The 16,945-nt window shown below is 59.2% G+C and carries 10 protein-coding genes; 8 read left to right on the top strand and 2 right to left on the bottom strand.

What is annotated here, in order from left to right; all coding sequences use genetic code 11:
• Positions 1–19: 19 nt before the first annotated feature.
• Complete coding sequence (locus ACVOLQ_RS20790) at positions 20–1,873, bottom strand: transposase (RefSeq protein ID WP_481529172.1); 1,854 nt, start codon at positions 1,871–1,873, stop codon at positions 20–22.
• 10 nt (positions 1,874–1,883) lie between these two features.
• Entirely contained in the window at positions 1,884–2,654 is a 771-nt protein-coding gene (locus tag ACVOLQ_RS20785; protein WP_481529171.1) for a TnsA endonuclease N-terminal domain-containing protein, read from the bottom strand.
• A 41-nt stretch (positions 2,655–2,695) separates the two neighbouring features.
• Between ACVOLQ_RS20785 and ACVOLQ_RS20780 the strand changes: the two genes are divergently transcribed.
• The 8 genes from ACVOLQ_RS20780 (at position 2,696) to ACVOLQ_RS20745 (ending at position 16,184) form a co-directional block, all read left to right on the top strand.
• Positions 2,696–4,747 (top strand): dynamin family protein, encoded by a 2,052-nt coding sequence (locus tag ACVOLQ_RS20780; protein WP_481529170.1) that lies wholly within the window; start codon positions 2,696–2,698, stop codon positions 4,745–4,747.
• The gene (locus ACVOLQ_RS20775) at positions 4,744–5,637 is read left to right on the top strand and encodes a hypothetical protein (protein ID WP_481529169.1); all 894 of its coding nucleotides are present in this window, start codon (positions 4,744–4,746) and stop codon (positions 5,635–5,637) included. The genes ACVOLQ_RS20780 and ACVOLQ_RS20775 overlap by 4 nt, the downstream gene beginning before the upstream one ends.
• Positions 5,634–8,906 carry an ATP-binding protein gene (locus ACVOLQ_RS20770; RefSeq protein WP_481529168.1) on the top strand — a complete coding sequence of 1,091 codons (3,273 nt, stop codon included), beginning with the start codon at positions 5,634–5,636 and terminating at the stop codon, positions 8,904–8,906. Before ACVOLQ_RS20775 ends, ACVOLQ_RS20770 begins: the two co-directional genes overlap by 4 nt.
• The gene (locus tag ACVOLQ_RS20765) at positions 8,903–9,493 is read left to right on the top strand and encodes an HNH/ENDO VII family nuclease (RefSeq protein WP_481529167.1); all 591 of its coding nucleotides are present in this window, start codon (positions 8,903–8,905) and stop codon (positions 9,491–9,493) included. Before ACVOLQ_RS20770 ends, ACVOLQ_RS20765 begins: the two co-directional genes overlap by 4 nt.
• A 2-nt stretch (positions 9,494–9,495) precedes the next feature.
• On the top strand, positions 9,496–9,924 hold the full coding sequence (locus ACVOLQ_RS20760) for an SMI1/KNR4 family protein (protein WP_481529166.1): 429 nt from the start codon (positions 9,496–9,498) through the stop codon (positions 9,922–9,924).
• 382 nt (positions 9,925–10,306) lie between these two features.
• Entirely contained in the window at positions 10,307–11,533 is a 1,227-nt protein-coding gene (locus tag ACVOLQ_RS20755; RefSeq protein WP_481529165.1) for a hypothetical protein, read from the top strand.
• A complete protein-coding gene (locus ACVOLQ_RS20750) occupies positions 11,530–13,551 on the top strand; it encodes a hypothetical protein (RefSeq protein ID WP_481529164.1) in 2,022 nt (673 codons plus the stop codon). The genes ACVOLQ_RS20755 and ACVOLQ_RS20750 overlap by 4 nt, the downstream gene beginning before the upstream one ends.
• Positions 13,548–16,184 (top strand): helicase-related protein, encoded by a 2,637-nt coding sequence (locus ACVOLQ_RS20745; RefSeq protein ID WP_481529163.1) that lies wholly within the window; start codon positions 13,548–13,550, stop codon positions 16,182–16,184. The genes ACVOLQ_RS20750 and ACVOLQ_RS20745 overlap by 4 nt, the downstream gene beginning before the upstream one ends.
• The last annotated feature ends 761 nt before the right edge of the window (positions 16,185–16,945 follow it).

Raw genomic sequence — 16,945 nt, 5'->3', positions numbered from 1 at the left:
GACCATCCGCACCGCCCGCTCACGCACCTCGGGTGCGTACCTCGTCAATCTGTTGCTCATGGCTCCATCCTCTCAAGGTTTGGAGCCTCCGGGAAAGACGGGGCGATTCAGTTCGCTTCTTCTGATCTCGCTTACGGGCTTCCTTGGTCTCATCGCTCGCATTATTCTTGATCCGCTGGAGCTCCTCGTAGGTATCAAACACGAGGTCCTCATCAACCTCTTCCTTACCTTGGGCTCGCAGGTGCGCTCTGACCTCTCGCAGCTCCCACAGGTTGAGCGAAGGGTGCTCCATGCGCCGGTACGGAATTTTTAGATAGACGTCGCGGTCGGGGTCCAGAAACCAGATCGAACTCAGATCCCGGGGGTCCCGCCGAACAGTGAATCGCCGCTTCCTGCCTGTTTCCGGATCCCGGGCATGAATCCAATGATCGATGCTCGGGTCGTAGTAGGTGATGGTGTCCCAGGTGACGCCATAGGCTTGGACGGTCACTTCCTTGAATGGGAGAAAGTCCAGCCGCAGTCGCATCGGATCCTTGATCGGCGCTTGCAGGCCCGTACCTAGGGTGTGAGCATCGCCAAGAATTCCGGACTCGTACATCCGGATCGGCGGGCGGCCGATACCGTCATGCTTGCTTTGGTGATACACGCCGCACAGATACTTGGTGACATAGGTTTCTGAGTCGGAGAAGGTGAACTCGGCTTCTTCGTGCGATTTGTAGTCGCCTCGCTGGGTAGGGTTTGAGAAGGTCGTCCCGTTGATGGTGTGGATTTCCTGATTGAGCGTGCCAAGGAGCCGCTCGATGTGTCCACCCCAGTGCGGCGTCTTGACTGGCCGCCACTCCAGGTCAAACTTCTGCGCCATCGCCGCCCGAGTGACCATGTCGCATCGGAATGTCTTGTCGTTGTCAGCGTGAACCTTGATCGGCTTGCCCCAGTTGGGCCATTTGACGTCGATGCCATGCGCCGCCAGCCAGCCTTCCTTGGGCAGGATGGCGTGGACCAGGGCCATGCCAACGGAGGTCGCGTTGGGCTTGTCTAGCGAGAGGTAGAAGCCCACGACGCAGCGACTGTAGACGTCGATGACCAGGGTCAGCCACGCCCGGCCGATGTTGCGACGATAGACATCATCGACGATGCACAGATCCAGGGGCGTGTGATCGATCTGCCAGACAGAGTTCGGGTGGGTAGCTTCCTTGTAAGAGCCCGGCACGGGCCGGTGCCGCTTGCGGCCGCGCTCTCCGTCGCGGGCTTCATCCTTTGTCTTGTCAGAGAGCCAGGACACGCGAAGCCTGACGGTATTGGCATGCGGTACTTTCAGATTCGCGCGGCGGCACTTGGGCCCCAGAATCGTCATGACCTTCGAGATCCGCATTTTCTTGTCGGTCAGGTAGTGTTCTTCGATGGCCGCCCAGATGACATCGTCAAGGATGTCGTTTAGCCGCGATCTGCCACGCCCACCGCTGGGGTGTAGCGGCGCCAGCGCTGCAATGCCTTTCTGCTGCTCCCGCTTGAGCCAGCGATAGATGGTGCTGACATGCACGCCGAAGAACGTGGCCACCTCGGCGGCCAGTTTCTTTGATGGCCGCTTTGCCTCCACCAGCGTCTTGAGCTTCTCGCTTCGCGCTACCGCGATATCCCAGTCTTCTTTTGACAGGGTTTCCGTGCCGCTCGAAGACGCTGTTTCCTCGTCAGGGGTTGAGGTCGATTGGGGAGTGGCAATAGCATCTAGGATGTCGGCAATGATCAGCCGCACCTTCTGGCCGTCGCTTTCTCGACGCGCGATGAGATGGGTCAGGTCGAGATAACTGTCGACCAGGTAGGTTTCGCCACGAAGGACGAAGACTCCGCCGATAGCCAGCGGATTCTCTGGCACCGTCGAGCTACTAGTCGACGGCACGGATCGGAGACTGTGGCGTCAGTGGCTGATCCAGGTTGGCCACGATCTCACCCCTGCAGATCAGGTAGTACACAACCGGCAGTACCGCTGCCTTGTCCCACTGGCTGCCTGGCAGCGAGGCCATGTACTGGTGAATGGTCGTTTCGCCCAAGGCGCGGACCGACTCCATCACCTGGTGCTCCAGGATCCAGTCGGTATCCCGACGCGAGTAAGGGAGAAGGAACTTGGCATTGGCCAGCCGCGGGGTCCGAATCTCAACCTCGGTGAGAATCCGGAACCGCCAGCCCCGCTGGCGGGCGTAGCGGCGGCAGGCTTTGAACTTGGGCTTGAGGGTGACCCATTTCCGGAAGATTTCCTCCCGATACTTGATCTCGCACAGCTCCGCCCGCTGGGTCGGCTCGCCGTTCACGGTCTCAATCCGTTCAACCAGGACGTCCGGGTAGTACTTCTGGTTTCCCGACCGGCCAGCAGCGGGCCCGGTCACTTCGGCGGGCTGGGGATGCCAGACCGAGACCTGCTGGTCGAACTCGAGGAGGACGAAGTAGTCCCGCTCCAAGGCGGATTCGAAGGGGCCGGGACCCTCTACCTTCGCGCCGGACGTCATCATTCCGGTCAGCGACCGGCGGCCTAAACCTATCTTTCTGGCGGCTGGGAGCAAGTTTGGGAAGCCTTTCGCATCTTCTGCTGGAAAACTATAAGAAGTCGCAGCCAGTAAGGTTTGAAGTCGCTTCAACTGATGTGCGGTCTCTGGCGTCATTTCGGGCCTCCTTGGCCCGATGGTCGCGAAGACTTCTGGAAATGTCAGCAGCCGCGCAGTCCGCGCGCGATGCCAACATGAAGGTCAACCTGAGATGGGTGCCGGCAGCGCCCGCAGAGGCAAGGCAGGCCGAGGTTGAGAACCTTCGCGCGCAGGTATTGGAACACCCGGGGTATGTGTCGGTGTTGAAAGACGACGCCGCGTCCCGGGCGGCGTTGCACGACTTGGGCAACAACGACTTTGACGTGTACGTCGTTGCCACCATGTCCTCTGGCAAGTCCACGCTGATTAACGCCATGCTCGGGCGCGACCTGCTGCCGGCAGGCAATGAGGCCACCACCGCTACAATTACGCGCATTTACCACGACGAGAACATCGCCGCCGGGCAGTTCCGTGGCAGGCGCTTTGACGCCTCCAACGAGTTGCTGGACGAATGCGAGGATCTGGATCTGGCCACCATGCGTGCTTGGAACAAGGACCCGGAAACCAGCCTGGTGGAAGTGCACGGGCCCGTTCAGACCGCCCATCGCCAAGACCACGCACGGCTTGTGCTTACCGACACGCCAGGACCGAACAACGGCAGCGACGAGGCCCATGGCGTCACCACCATGCGCTACATCCAGGACACCACCCGCAACCCTTTGATTCTTTACGTCCTGAACGCAACCCAGCGTGGCATTACCGATGACTCCCGGCTGTTGAAGCTAGTTGCCCAGACTATTGCAGATGGAGGCCGTCAGGCCAGTGATCGTTTCATTTTCGTGCTCAACAAGATGGACGCTCTGGATGTGGAAGCCGGTGACGACGTGGCCGGAATGCTGGCGCGTACGCGCCTATATCTGCAGGAACATGGCATCCACAACCCACAGATATTCCCTCTGTCTGCCTATGCATCCCGGTTGATACGCTTCCCGGAAGCAGTGTTGTCCAGCAAGGAACGCATCGCCAAAGCCTCGTTCTTAGATTGGTTCCAGAGCGAGCCAAGCATGGACCTGGCACAGTACGCCCCGCTACGCGTGCGTGAGCACGGTCCGGCCGACACCTCCAATGCCACTGCGCTGGAACGCCGCAGCGGGCTGCCTGCGCTGGAGGGAACGGTGGGTGCCTACGTCGAGAAGTACCACCTGCCCGAACGGTTCAAGCGGAGCCATGATGCTATGGCGCGTCTAGTGGACGAGGTCATCAACCGGCACAAGGGCATTGAGGAGCTGGAAGCCGGCAACGTGCAGGCCTTGGCCGCTGAGGTTGAAAAGCTACGGGCACGCTACGAGCAGGGCGTGGATGGTCAGGCGCTGGCAGAACAGCTAGGCCGTGACCACCACGAGCTGACGATAGACGCGGAGAAAGCGCTGGTGCGCATTTCTGGCAAGCTGAACGCTTACAACCGCGAGGACATCGACAGGTTCCAAGGCAAAGTCAGCCCTGCGCAGGCGCGGCAGTTGGCCAAGGAATGGGGGGAGCTCATGAGCTTTCGCTTTAAAGAAATCCTTGGCGCGTACCAGCTTGCGTTTGAGGCCGAGCAAGATGCGCTTAAGAAGGACCTCCAGGAGCGTTACCAAGCGCTAGTTTCGGATAGCGTGGGAGATGTCGATGAGGTGCAATTCCCGGCATTGGCGCGACTGATTCGCAGTGCAGGCAACCTATCGTTCGCTCCCAAGGTGACTCGCGACTATGTGAAAACACGCCCAGTGAAGACGGGCACGCGCGAAGTGATGGACCGCAAGCTGTTCAATCCAGTTAGCTGGTTCAAGGCCAAGACCGTGGACGTGTACGGCGAAGAGGAGTTTGTGGACTTAGCAGAATTCTACAAGAGCGAACAGCAGGAGCCGCAGGCACACTTCAAAGGCCTGCAGGAGAAGGCCCGCGCCGCCATGGTCAGGGAAGGGCAGAAGCTGCGCGATGTATTTGTTGAACATGTGCGTACTGAGCTCCAGCCACGCGTGGCCGAGCTGTTTGATCAAGCCCAAGCCCGCATTGAAGACCGCGACCTGCGCGCAGCCGCGCTGGCCGAGGCCACCGAACTTCGCGGCTGGAGCGAGGCCATCCGCCAGCGACTTGCCAAAACCCTGGCTGTTCATGAGGCGCATGCATGAACACCACGGATCTGCGCACGGGCGAAGGCTGGTTGAACCTAATGGCCGACGTTGCCACGCCCTTGGAAGAGCTGGAAGCGACACTGCAGGCATGGCAGGCCGAAGGATCTGTACTAGTGCCGTATGCCGTAACTGAGATGATCCCGGCACCCGAGCCTGAAAAGGCTCACTGGACGGCGAAGTACTTCTTCCTCCAGGTCAGCCACGCCAGACGAAACTTCAGCGCCGAGCGCGCCCAGCACCTGCTGCGGGTGCGTTCCCACCTGGAGCAATTGGGAGCCGCTGGCTTTGTGAAGCAGGTGAGTATTACGCCGCTGGCGAAAGACGAAGTCAACGCGGCCACTGCGGCAGCAGCATTTTCGCCCTCGCCCAGCTTGGCGAGGGCGCTGGCTGCGAATGATGCAGGCATCATCCGGTCAGCGCTGGTGCTGGAGCTGGCAGATGCCAGGCTGAGTGGCGCGTACCTGCAGACCGCCATGGCCTGTGCAGCAGATCAGAATGCAGCTGTATTTGTAGTGTTCGAGGAAGGGCGGTTCAAGGCGTCGTTGAATAGCAATCGAGGTACCTGGTGTGCCGAGTACCACGATGACCAAGTGGTGTTCCTGGACGCCAATTTCAGCATCGAGCGCTTCCTGCATGTGGTGGATGTTCGCGAGCACTTGCGTCAGCAGGGAACGGCGGGGTTTGTGCCGGTGGTCACGGCCCCGCTGGCTACAACCTTGCCTGTGTGGGTGGGCAGTATGGACAGAGCGCCGTCCCCGCTGCTTAACGACGCACTCCGGGGAGAAGCTCCCAAGGACACTAGGCCTAGCTGGGCAGAGCGCATTGCCAGACTTCTGGCGGCAGGGGTTGCAGCACTTGCGGCATATATCCGTGGGGAGCGCCGATGAACCTGCATTCTACCGCCTCGGTTGCATACACCGGCGTAGCCTTGCGCGAGCGCGCAGTGGCGGCGCTTGAAAGTGCGCGCATGCAGATCAACCGCACCTACCTTTCCGAGCTTGATCAATATGAGGTGCTGCTGCTGCCGCAGGACCAGAAGCAGCTCAGTGCTGCCACCGATGTGCGTCTATACCGATTGTGCCGGCTGGTGCATGAGAATCGCCAATCGGTGCTCGAAAGCTTAACAGCGGCCTACACTGCGCTGGGAGCATCAGGCTACACGGTTATGCTGTACTTGGATTCTGACGGTGAAAAGACCGATGTGTTCATCGGCACACGTGGGGAGCCAGCCCGTTTTGAAGGCGACAGTGCTGGTGCGCTATTGCAGGAAGCATTTCGGGGGCATTTCGCAGGAAGTGCCATGGAATCACTGAGCGCCGGTGAAGTGGAGCAGACGCTGCAGGACCTCGTGTCACCACGCGCCAGCAGCAGTGGCTATGTTTCAGCGGTGACCGGCGTGCCTTCGCTGGCGACCGAAGACGTGCAGCGCTTTGCGCAGGGTCTGGAGCGCTTTCTGGACGCCGCCGAGCGCCGCCGCTACCGCGCCCTGATTCTCGCCGAGCCCCTGGAAAGCCGCCAGTTGGAGAACATCCGCGCAGGTTACGAACAGGTAGCCACCCAACTGGCGCCACTGCAGAAAATGAGCTGGAGCTTTGGTGATCAGGACAGCTACAGCGTTGGCATCACGCTGAGCCGCAGCGTGGGCGAAACGCTGGGCCGGAGCATGGGGCTGACGGAGACGACTGGGCGAAGTGATACCGTCAGCAGCAGCACCACTCACACCACCGGCGCAAGCAGTGGCACTCAAACAGCAACCACTAGTTCGAAGATTGCCGGTGTAGTCACTGGTATCAGCGCGGCTGGTATAGCGCTGGCTGCTCCTACGGGAGGCATTTCTGTGCCCGCTACTATGATGCTGGGATCGGTGGTCCGGGAGGCATTCTCTGGCAGCGAATCGCAGGGAACCAGCACGTCTGATTCCACCGGCACGAGTAACAGCGTCAGTTTGTCCAGCGGGAAGTCAAGATCCAGCACCACCTCCCGCACGTCCAGCGATACCGTTACCGATGGCCGGTCGGACACCACCACCGAAGGTTCTTCCCGCCAGTTGACCTTGGAGTTCAACGATAAGGGCATTGAGCAGCTGCTGCTCCGCATCAACCAGCATCTTGCTCGGGTGGAGGAAGCACGCACCTATGGGGGATGGAGCGCATCGGCGTATTTCGTTGCTGATAGCAAGGCTGGTACCGAAGCGCTGTCCAGCATTTTCCTCAGCCTGGTACGCGGCAAAAACAGCAGCCAGGAGGACTTCGCTGTCACCACGTGGTGCGATGATGCGCGCACACGGGTGCTAGCTTGGCTGGGCCAGCTCACCCACCCCATGCTCCGGAGGCAGCTGCCTGGCCACGGCGCCGCGCACCTGACCACGCCTGCAACGTTGTTGTCCGGGCGTGAGGTGGCACTGCAACTGAGCCTGCCGCGCCGTTCCACATCAACGGTCAGCGTGGTGGAAACCCAGGCCTTCGGCCGCCGCATCCAGCATGTGAACGGCACCGTGCGTGCACCGCAGGCTTGCACCGTGGCCTTGGGGAGAATGCGCCACCTATGGGAGAACCTAGCGCAGCCGGTGGCACTGGACATAGACCAATTGTGCCGCCATATGTTCATCTGTGGCTCCACAGGCTCCGGCAAAAGCAACGCGATCTACAACCTGCTCAAGCAGACCCACTCCGCCGGTGTGCCATTTCTGGTAATTGAGCCTGCAAAGGGCGAGTACAAGCATGTGCTTGGCCATTGGCCGGGGGTACGTGTACTGGGCACCAACCCCATGCAGGCGGAGTTGCTGCGGATCAACCCATTTGCATTCCCTGATCAGATCCACGTGCTGGAGCATGTGGATCGGATGGTGGAGATATTTAACGTATGTTGGCCCATGTATGCCGCCATGCCGGCCGTATTGAAGGACGCCATACTGCAGGCCTACTCGCAATGCGGGTGGGACCTGGATGCCTCATGCAACACGCTTGCACCAAGGGTTTTCCCAGGGTTTGCCGATCTGATGGAATCGCTGCAGCGGGTGATTGCTTCGTCGGACTATGCAGAGGAAGCCAAGTCCAACTACAAGGGCGCCCTGGGTACTCGTGTTCACTCGCTGTGCAATGGTTTAAACGCGCGGCTGTTCGGCACGGATGCGCTGGACGACAGCGCGCTGTTTGACGGCTCCGTGGTGGTGGACCTGAGCAGAGTTGGGTCCAGTGAAACCCGCGCCCTAGTCATGGGCATGCTAGTCATGCGGCTCAGCGAACACCGCATGGCCACCGGCGGCATGAACCAGGCGCTACGCCATGTCACGGTGTTGGAAGAGGCCCACAATCTGCTGCCCTGCAGTGTGGCCAGCGGACCGGAAGGTGGCAGCATCGCGGGTAAGTCGGTCGAGATGCTCGCCGCCGCCATTGCCGAAATGCGCACCTATGGCGAGGGCTTCATTATTGCCGACCAGTCTCCACATGCCGTGGACATGGCCGCCATTCGCAATACCAACATTAAGGTGGTGCTGCGCCTCCCAGAGGAGACCGACCGCCGCCTGATAGGTGGTTCCATTGGTCTGAACGAGGGCCAGATGGCGGAGATCGCACGCCTTCCCTGCGGGGCAGCGGTCATTCACCAAAATGATTGGCTAGAGCCTGTGCTGTGCCAGATGGACCATCTGGCAACAGAATCGGCGCCATTCGTCCCGACCAAAACTGAGAGCACGAGAGTAGATGCCGGGCAATGGCGCACCCAGTTGGCCAATCTTCTGCTCGCCCGGCGCGTTCCACGAGCGCCGCGGGTGGACGTGCGTCTTCTGCGGCAAGGACTGACGGACATGCCGCTTTCCAGCCGGGTACGGTTGGCACTGGAAGCCATGCTACAGGCGCGTATGGAAGGCGCCCCAATGCCTGGCGATGCAGCAGAGGGATTTGATCAGTTAGCAGCGCTGCTGGTGGACGCTTGGGGCTGCCGCCGCGAGGTAGTGGCCATAGGGCGCAACGCGGTGGAGCTGCAGGCTATGCGCAGTCACCTGCAACGTGTTGTCAGCGAGTTGGCGCCGGAAGCGGGGCCGCAGATACGACTGGCAGTGGAGCAGTGCATGATGCGAGATATATATTCCACCGACCAGTCAAAAAAAACACTCTATGCCGAATGGCACAGCTACATGACGGAAGAGACAGCATGATCGACCAGAGCGTGATAGGCCGCGATGGCGGCAGGAACGAGATTCCTTGGGGCAATGGCCAGATGGAGCGCTCCGAGGTGCAGATCGACACTCGCAGCTTGGACACGCCAGTGCATGTCACCCAGGAAACCCGTGGGGATCTCCCACCCGTTTCTGAGGACACCCGGACTGAGCTGATAGACAGCGGCTGGCCGGAATCGTTGGTGAATGACATTGGGAGCGAGGCTGAAGCCAACATCTACAAGAATGCCGGCCTTGAGGCGAAGGAAATCAACGGAAAGCCAGCGCTTGTGCGCACGGATATCGACCTTGAGCAGAAGGACTTCTTCGGCACCACGAACCTGGAGCGCATGGAGGCCGGGCTTGCGCCACTTGACAAGAACGGCAGGCCCATCGATCTGCATCATATCGGTCAAAGGCAGGATTCCTGTTTGGCGGAACTGACCAAGGCTGAGCACTGTGGCAGCGGGAACGACAACGTGCTCCACAACAAACGGCAGGAATCCATGATCAATCGTGATGGATTTGCGAAGGAACGCGCTGAGCACTGGAAAGCGCGCGCAGCCGACTTCAACGCAGGAAAATAAATATGACCCATACTTTCGACCAGCTTGAGGCCGCGCTCAATGCAAGCCAGGCCACTACCCGCCCGGCGCCGACCGAAGTGATTGACCGAGCCGAACAGCAATTGGGGCTTGACTTTGGCACCACGTACCGTGAATACCTTCGTCGTTTTGGCGTGATTGTTTACGGCAGCACCGAGGTCTATGGCCTCGGTGTACCTGACGACTACTACCTCAGTATCTTGGCGGCCTACGATGAACTGGCCCAGGATGCGAGCTACCCACTGGGCGCGTTGCCGTTGGTTGATGAAGGAGATGGCCATTACTACCTTTACGACACCACCGCCAAGGACATCGTGCTTTGGGCGATGCCTAAAGGCGGCCTTGTGCGGCGTATCTCAGAAGACCTAGATGCATTTCTACTGAAACGTCTAATTCAAGACCAGGACGTGTAAGGCTCTTCACCAACTCCCGAAAAGGTCTCTCTGAATCTTTATAAGAAAATACGTGTCGTCTCGGCAACTATAGGCGACACGCTTGATGACTTGATCTTGCTGGTGGTTTCCTTCCACGGAGTTCGTCCAGAAAGCCAACGGCAGTCGAGAAGGCCAAGCGAATCGATGCGACGGTCGGTCCTCAATCACTAAATTTATAGGTTCACAGTCGATCATTTGCAGCGGGCTTACGTGTTGCAACTTAGCGGGATCTACCCATCACCTCCTACATACAAACAAAAATTCTCTAGGAGCATACATGACAGGAAGTCAATGGGGCCTGCTGGCTCCGGAACAGCTATCCAGCACACGCCGCACACGCACCTTGGGCTTGGGGGCATCCGTGCGTCAGTTCAACGAACTAGCCGTTCCGGGCATAGGCGGCGTGCGGTACGGACGACAAGTGCTATTCACCGCACTCAGCATGGCAGTGGCCAAACGGGTAGAACATTGGAACGTTCGGGTTACCCACATTGAAATAGCCAACGCGATCGAAGCGGTAGCTTGCATCATTGGCTACAGAGAAAACGGGTGGACTGCAAACCCACGTCTGCGAGGACGGAATAAGTTGCCGGACGACGCTACATCGCCTAGCTTCAAGAGCGCACGCAAGCGCAACTTCCATGTGGCGCAGCCAATGCGCATGTCCACTGCCCAGGCCCTACCATCACTGGGACTGGCTGATACGCAGAGCGCTCGCTTCAATGCATTCGAATGCAATGACAACGTCGACGTATTCCTCTCCCTCTCTTTGGAAGGCCTGACCGTAGGCAACAACAATGTGCTAGATCACCTGAGCTATTGGGTGTGTGGCAGCCAGTTAAAATGGGGAAGCAACGGCTTAACAAAAGCCCTTAATCCGCTAAGGCCTTTGCCCCCCTCTGCAAGTGCGTGGCTGAAGAATTCACTGTTGCAAGGTCTAGCACTCAACCCAGTCCTGCGCCAACGCCGCCAAAACGCATGGCAATGGATCACTCGCCTGCGAAGTCAGCCAGATACTGTGGAGTCGCTGGCGGACGCGAAGGCGCCAGCAGAACTGGATCAGCAGCACTGGCATGATCTGCGCGCGGGTGCACAGTTGGTGGCTGTACGTGAAGCGGCGATAGAGGTGTTGAACTCCGTAGAGCAGGTACTTGAAGCTCGTAAGGTTCGCTCACTGTCACTTACTCAGAAACTCCCGGACCCTGTGACTGTAGCCCTCAAAGCACTCGGAGCGCAGGCGCGAACATTCCTGACGCTGCGTCACCACGATGAGGATGCCAACCTGTTTTGCAGCGAATGCCAGGCTGGCGACGTCAACGCCCTACGCGCGCTGCTGCAGCGCGACGATCAAGTACTCCGTTTGGTGGACGACTGTGCCCGGCCGGGTCCCGCCTATACCGGTCATCCACCCGTCGCTCTTCTGAGTGCCGAGAAAGAAGCCGATGGGGAAGCTGAAGCCGACGACCGCACAGTGGCCGTACCGGTGGGTGTGTCCTACCGCGTCAGAAATCTCTACTTGCTACAGATGGATTTGGACGACACATCGGAACGCCAAACGGCTGAAGAATCGGAGAGGAAAGCCGTATGAGCGGCGTGAAACACACGCCTAAGTCATTGCTGGGCCACTTTGCACCGCCAGAGGGCTTTGCAGGGATGTTCGGCTGGGTCTGTGGCTTCTCGGCCGATGTCCGATTCCTCAACGAAGCAACGGATCGATTCATGGGCCAGAGTGTCTATCAGCGTATGCGCGCTGGGGAAATTCGGCTGGCACTCATGCTCGACCCAGGCCAGCCCGCACTATTGCCCACAGCTGTTCCGGGCTTGACCCACTTGCCGTTGCGCAATGCGGCCAAACGCCCGTTCCGCTTGTTACATGCCAAAGTCGCTTTACTGGGCTTCCGTCATGAACAGAATGCGAGCCGTTGGTGTGTTCGGCTCGTGGTTTCTACCGGTAACTGGACGCAACAGACGGTGGAAGACAGCCTGGACCTGGCTTGCGAAGTGCAGGTTTTCAGCGAGCAGCTTGGTCCGAACTGCGCTCAAGAGTGTGCTGACATCAAAGCCGCCACGAATCTCTTTTATGCACTACGAGACCTGCACGATACCCGCCTGCTGGATACCGGCATTCCGCTGTCTGGCGGCGACGCGTCTCTGGCTTTGGCTGCGTGGCTGCAAGCGTGCGGGAAGTCGCGCAACAATCCAGACAAGTTGTCACCGCGATTCATCGACAGCCGCAGACAACCACTATTCAACCAGATCCTCGGCCTGGCACAGATACGCGGACCCAATAGCTATGTGGCGATGGGGTCTGGCTTCTACGAAGGTCAGCCCGGCGGCACGGAAACATGTGCCACTACCCGACCAGCAGTTCCAGTGGCCGTAGTGAACCGCCTGAAGTCTGCCAATCTGCTAAAGCGGAACGGTCAGGTGGAGCTGTACGTAAATCCATCGGCCTGCCAGTCCATCGCGGGCTCCGTGGCCTATCTGCTCGAGCAGACCGGCCACGCGATCGCGGTGCATGCGGCTGTACCGCCCAAAGCACTCTATGGAGAAAACAGCCGACGCACGTTGCATGCCAAGTTCCTGTTTGCGGCTCGCTTAAACGAAAGAACCAAGGCCTGCATTAACGCGTGGCTCTACCTGGGTTCAGGCAATTTCACCCCCGCTGGGATGATGCAGCGAATGTCGCGAAGGGGCGGCAATCTGGAAGCAGGCGTGGTCCTTTTCCTGGATGACCTCTACTGGAGCGGCCGTCGCAAGGACCAGGCAATGATTCGAGACCGCTTGCCAATTGGCGGACCACAACTAGATGCTAACGCGCCGGCTCTATCTCCCGGTGAGGCATGGCAGCCCCCCGAGGCTGAGAATTTCTCTGGCCCCCTCGCGCTCCTGCACTGGCGGGTAGAAGGCATTCTTGCTGTAGGCCCGGATGTCGAACGGCTGCAAACACTGCCTGAAGATATTGAGGTATTGGACGAATCCGGAGTGGCATGTCTCCGGATTCCCGAAGGCTATGCCTGGACAGGCTCCCCCCCCAGAATGGTACGGCAGCGCTGGAGCGATGCGGGCACAATCCGAGAGGCTTGGGTGCCAGTGATCGACGAGTATGGTCGCGTCTCCGCAACGCCGCTAGAGGGCATTGAGCTTGTCGATGCAGAACAGCAGCTGCTCGCTTTCCCGACCATACCGGAACCCGAGATGGAGGAGTTCGAAGTCGACGAGGACGCCGCAGACATCGGACCGGGTAACTCATCCAAGCGCAAGCGCACCATCCGTCGCGTGGTATCGCAGGGTACGGCGATTCGCCAAATGATGGGCTTGCTCGAACGCATTGCTTCGCGACAGATTGAGATATCTACCTTGGATTGGCCACGATGGTGCGTGCGTCTGGAGCAGACCCTATGCCAAACACATGACAGCGCGGCTGTGGCACAGTTCGTGGCAATGGGGCTCAACCCGCTCTCGCCACTGCGCGCGGCGCCTTTCCGCCCTCAATTCGCAGAAGACCCCGCCAGTGACGCAGGCGCGATTTACGAAGCCGCGCTTGACCGGGTGGAACGGGCATGGAAGACCCAAGGACTTACTGCATTGGATGGCGGGGCATGACTGGGGCGTTGGATTGGAATGATGTGGTTCAGCATGCGAAGTTGCTACTGAAAAGTCAGCTGGTGCAAGAAAAGGGGGCTCTGCCACTGAACGATGGGCAGCGCGCCAGCCTGCTCGGGCTCTGCAAGCGGCTCACGAGGAACGGCGTCATCTTGGCCGATGAAGTCGGCATGGGAAAGACACGCATTGCGGTGGCCTTGGCGCTTTGCGTGGTTCGCGCCGGCGGACGTGTTGCAATCGTTGCTCCATCGGGGCTGGGTGGACAATGGCAGCGAGAGTTGTCGCCCGCAAAATTGCACACGCCGGACCTACTGCGCACCTATCTGCAGTATCTCGAGGCTTGGACACCCGGCACCACTGCCAAGCCATGGTTCAGGGAGCCTGTAGTACTGCTCTCGCATGGTTTCAACCGCTGGCCCCAGGGGCGCCTGCCAGATTGGCGCTGGTCGCTGCTGCCGGAAGTGCTGGCACGCTACCAAAAGGACGTGCTGGGTAACGATCTGCCCTATGGATACCGTGGGTGCACAGTGCTCGACGACTTGGAGACGCGCGCTGCGGGGGCGTCCATCGCTGGCTATCTACGCGAGCTTCCGCGTCGCTCGTCGGCTCGGCACATCATCGATAACGTGAGCGAATCCATTCCTGTCTGGAAGCGGTCAGCAGAACCAGAACATCATGGAAGCCAAGGCACGCTGCGCAAACACCTGGACCGCATCACGGGACTGGGCCTGGGCATTTTCGATCTGGTTGTCATCGACGAAGCGCACAAAAGTCGAGGAGATGACAGCCTATTAAGTTCCTTGCTGGCTAACGTGCTGGTGGAGAACGTTGGCTCGCGGCGGCTCGCAATGAGTGCAACTCCGGTAGAGCTTGATGCCGTGCAATGGCAGCAAAGTTTGAAACGGATTCACGTCGAGCAGGAGAGCGTGCCTGCAACCATCGACGCGTATGTGAGGTGCGTGGAGGCATTGCGTCGCTCGCCGCACGACCCGAAGGTGGAGGCCGCCTATGTGGCAGCTGCGGCCAACTACAAGGGCGCCTTAGATCCTTATGTGCTCCGTCGCGACAAGCGTGAGGATACGGCCGTTCGCTCGTTCGTTAAACATACGCACCTACCCACCAACGCCTATCGCGATGTCGCAAAGCTGCCGGTGCGTTTGGAATCGATGTCTACGTGCTGGAAGCAGGCGGTTTGTGCGGCTGAGGCCCTTTCATTTGTCAGTGATATGCGCCATGACAGCGACGGCAAGCTCCAGCGTTTGACTATGGGCAACGGCCATGGTGTCGCCCGGCTGATTGACGAGGTTCTGGACAAGGAGGAACAAGACACGCCTGAGCCTGTGGACTCACCCCGCAACAACCACGAAGAGAAGCGGAAATGCCGCGCAGACTGGTGGAAAGAACAGATGAAACGTGCCCTCCGGCCAGATGTGTCGGGCGAAGACGTGCTGTACTCGCACCCGGCGCTCATCGAGGCAATGACCTTCATCGAATCAGTTGCTACTGACGAGAAGGTGCTTGTGTTCGCACGCTATCGCGAGCCGATGCAGGCCCTGATGAAGCTGCTCAACGCACGCGCAATGCTGCGCTCACTAGAACATGGCACTGTATGGCCGCAGAGAGCCATACCAGAGGATGAAGTACATGCAGTGCGGGTCGCACATCGGCAGCTGTATGGTCGCGAGGCCGATCTTGCCGCACTAGATGATCAATTCCGAAAGGCCTACCGGGAGTTGGAGAGCAGCCGCCAGCGGTTCCGTAATGGACTAGTGGCGAAGCTGCAGCAGGGGCTTACCTCACTGGATGCCAAGCTACAGACCAACTATGGCCAGTTGCTTGCACTGCTGCTGGAGTCCTCATTACCGGCAGCGAATGCGACGACCGGGCACAGCAGTTTGGCAATCGTGGCGCGCGCGCTATCCGATCACTTAGGTGATAGAGCGGACTCTGCGACGCCAGCGGAACTGACAGGGACATTGCTAGAGCTCGCACAGGCGGCGGCCAACCTCGACACAGCCACCGATGCAGCGGACGACATTGCCCAAGGTGATGCCCGGTCGCCCCGGGGTTGGGCTGCGATCCTGAAGCAGCTCGACAACGACTACTCACACGCCAGCGGACCCTTTGCGCGTCAGCTGCACGGCGGAATCGAGCCAGGCACCCGTCGACTGCTCCAACTTGCATTTAACCGACCCAACGCCTTCCCGCGCGTCTTAATCGCTCAGTCCATGGTCGGACGCGAAGGGCTGAATCTTCATGAATCATGCCGTACCGTCGTCCTGTTGCACTTGGAATGGAATCCAGCCGTGGTGGAACAGCAGATCGGCCGCGTAGATCGACTCGGCAGCCTGTGGGAACAGAAGTTGGAAATAGCTATTAGGGAATGCGTTCAGGCGAGCGAAGTGCCTCGAATTCGTGTACGCCAAGTTGTCTTCGAAGGTACATACGATGAAGGGCATTGGCGTGTTCTGGAGAAGCGATGGGATATGCTCCGCGCACAGCTTCATGGGGACATTCTACCGATGCATGAAAACACCGAATCTGATCACCAAGCACTGCGTGATCGGATACTCATAGCTGCGCCGCGATTTTCGCCTATGGCGTCAGATTCAGAGGTGCCTACAGAGAACTAAGAGCCTTTTAGCAGTGGCTCTCTGCGACGCGGATACCCATTGTCGACAGAGCGCCCCCAAAGGCGCAGATCACTCCTTACATCAGGGTTCAGCTCAAAAGTAGACATTTGGCCATTCAACTGACCTGCAGCCGGCCGACGATACTATCCATGTGGCGCAGACAAGAAGGCTGTCGCTTCTGGCCGGAGTATGAGTAGCAGCGATTGAAGACAAGCCATAAGCCAGCGCTTTCAGTTCCGTCGCCATGAAGGCTTACGACGCCACGAACCGCCCCCCCGACTCCATGCAGCTGTTAGCTGCGGGATTTCAGGTCGTAATCCGCTGGAAACACCATGCTCACTTGTTCAGAATGCAAGGGATTAGAACCACAGAAGGAGCTGTTAAGTTGAGTCCCGCCAAAGTGCCCGCAACGCTTCCATCCTCACAACTGCGCTCATCAAAGCGTCCTCTGGTTACAACCGTTATTGCGCCGCGCGTGCGTCCGAGCAGCAGGTACAACAGCAGCCAAGACCTGCCCGATCTCAACTGCATGTTCGACCGATTGCTCAACCAGATTCATAGCAAGCACAACAATCGGCAGAATGATCCACGCCCCTTCGAAGTCTTGTGGAAGAAGACATGCGCAGAGCTGGGGAAACGAAAGAACGCCACGGCGCTCTCAACCGGTCATTGCAACGCCTGGCTGAGCTTCTCAGCCGGCGTCATGAAGTCCAATGTCTGTCGCGGACGTTGATTCAATCGTAACGCAACTTTGTTCAGTT

This window comes from Stenotrophomonas sp. STEN031 (assembly GCF_056759975.1).
Note: the sequence above shows the minus strand (reverse complement) of the source record. Positions and strands in the feature narration are given on the sequence as shown.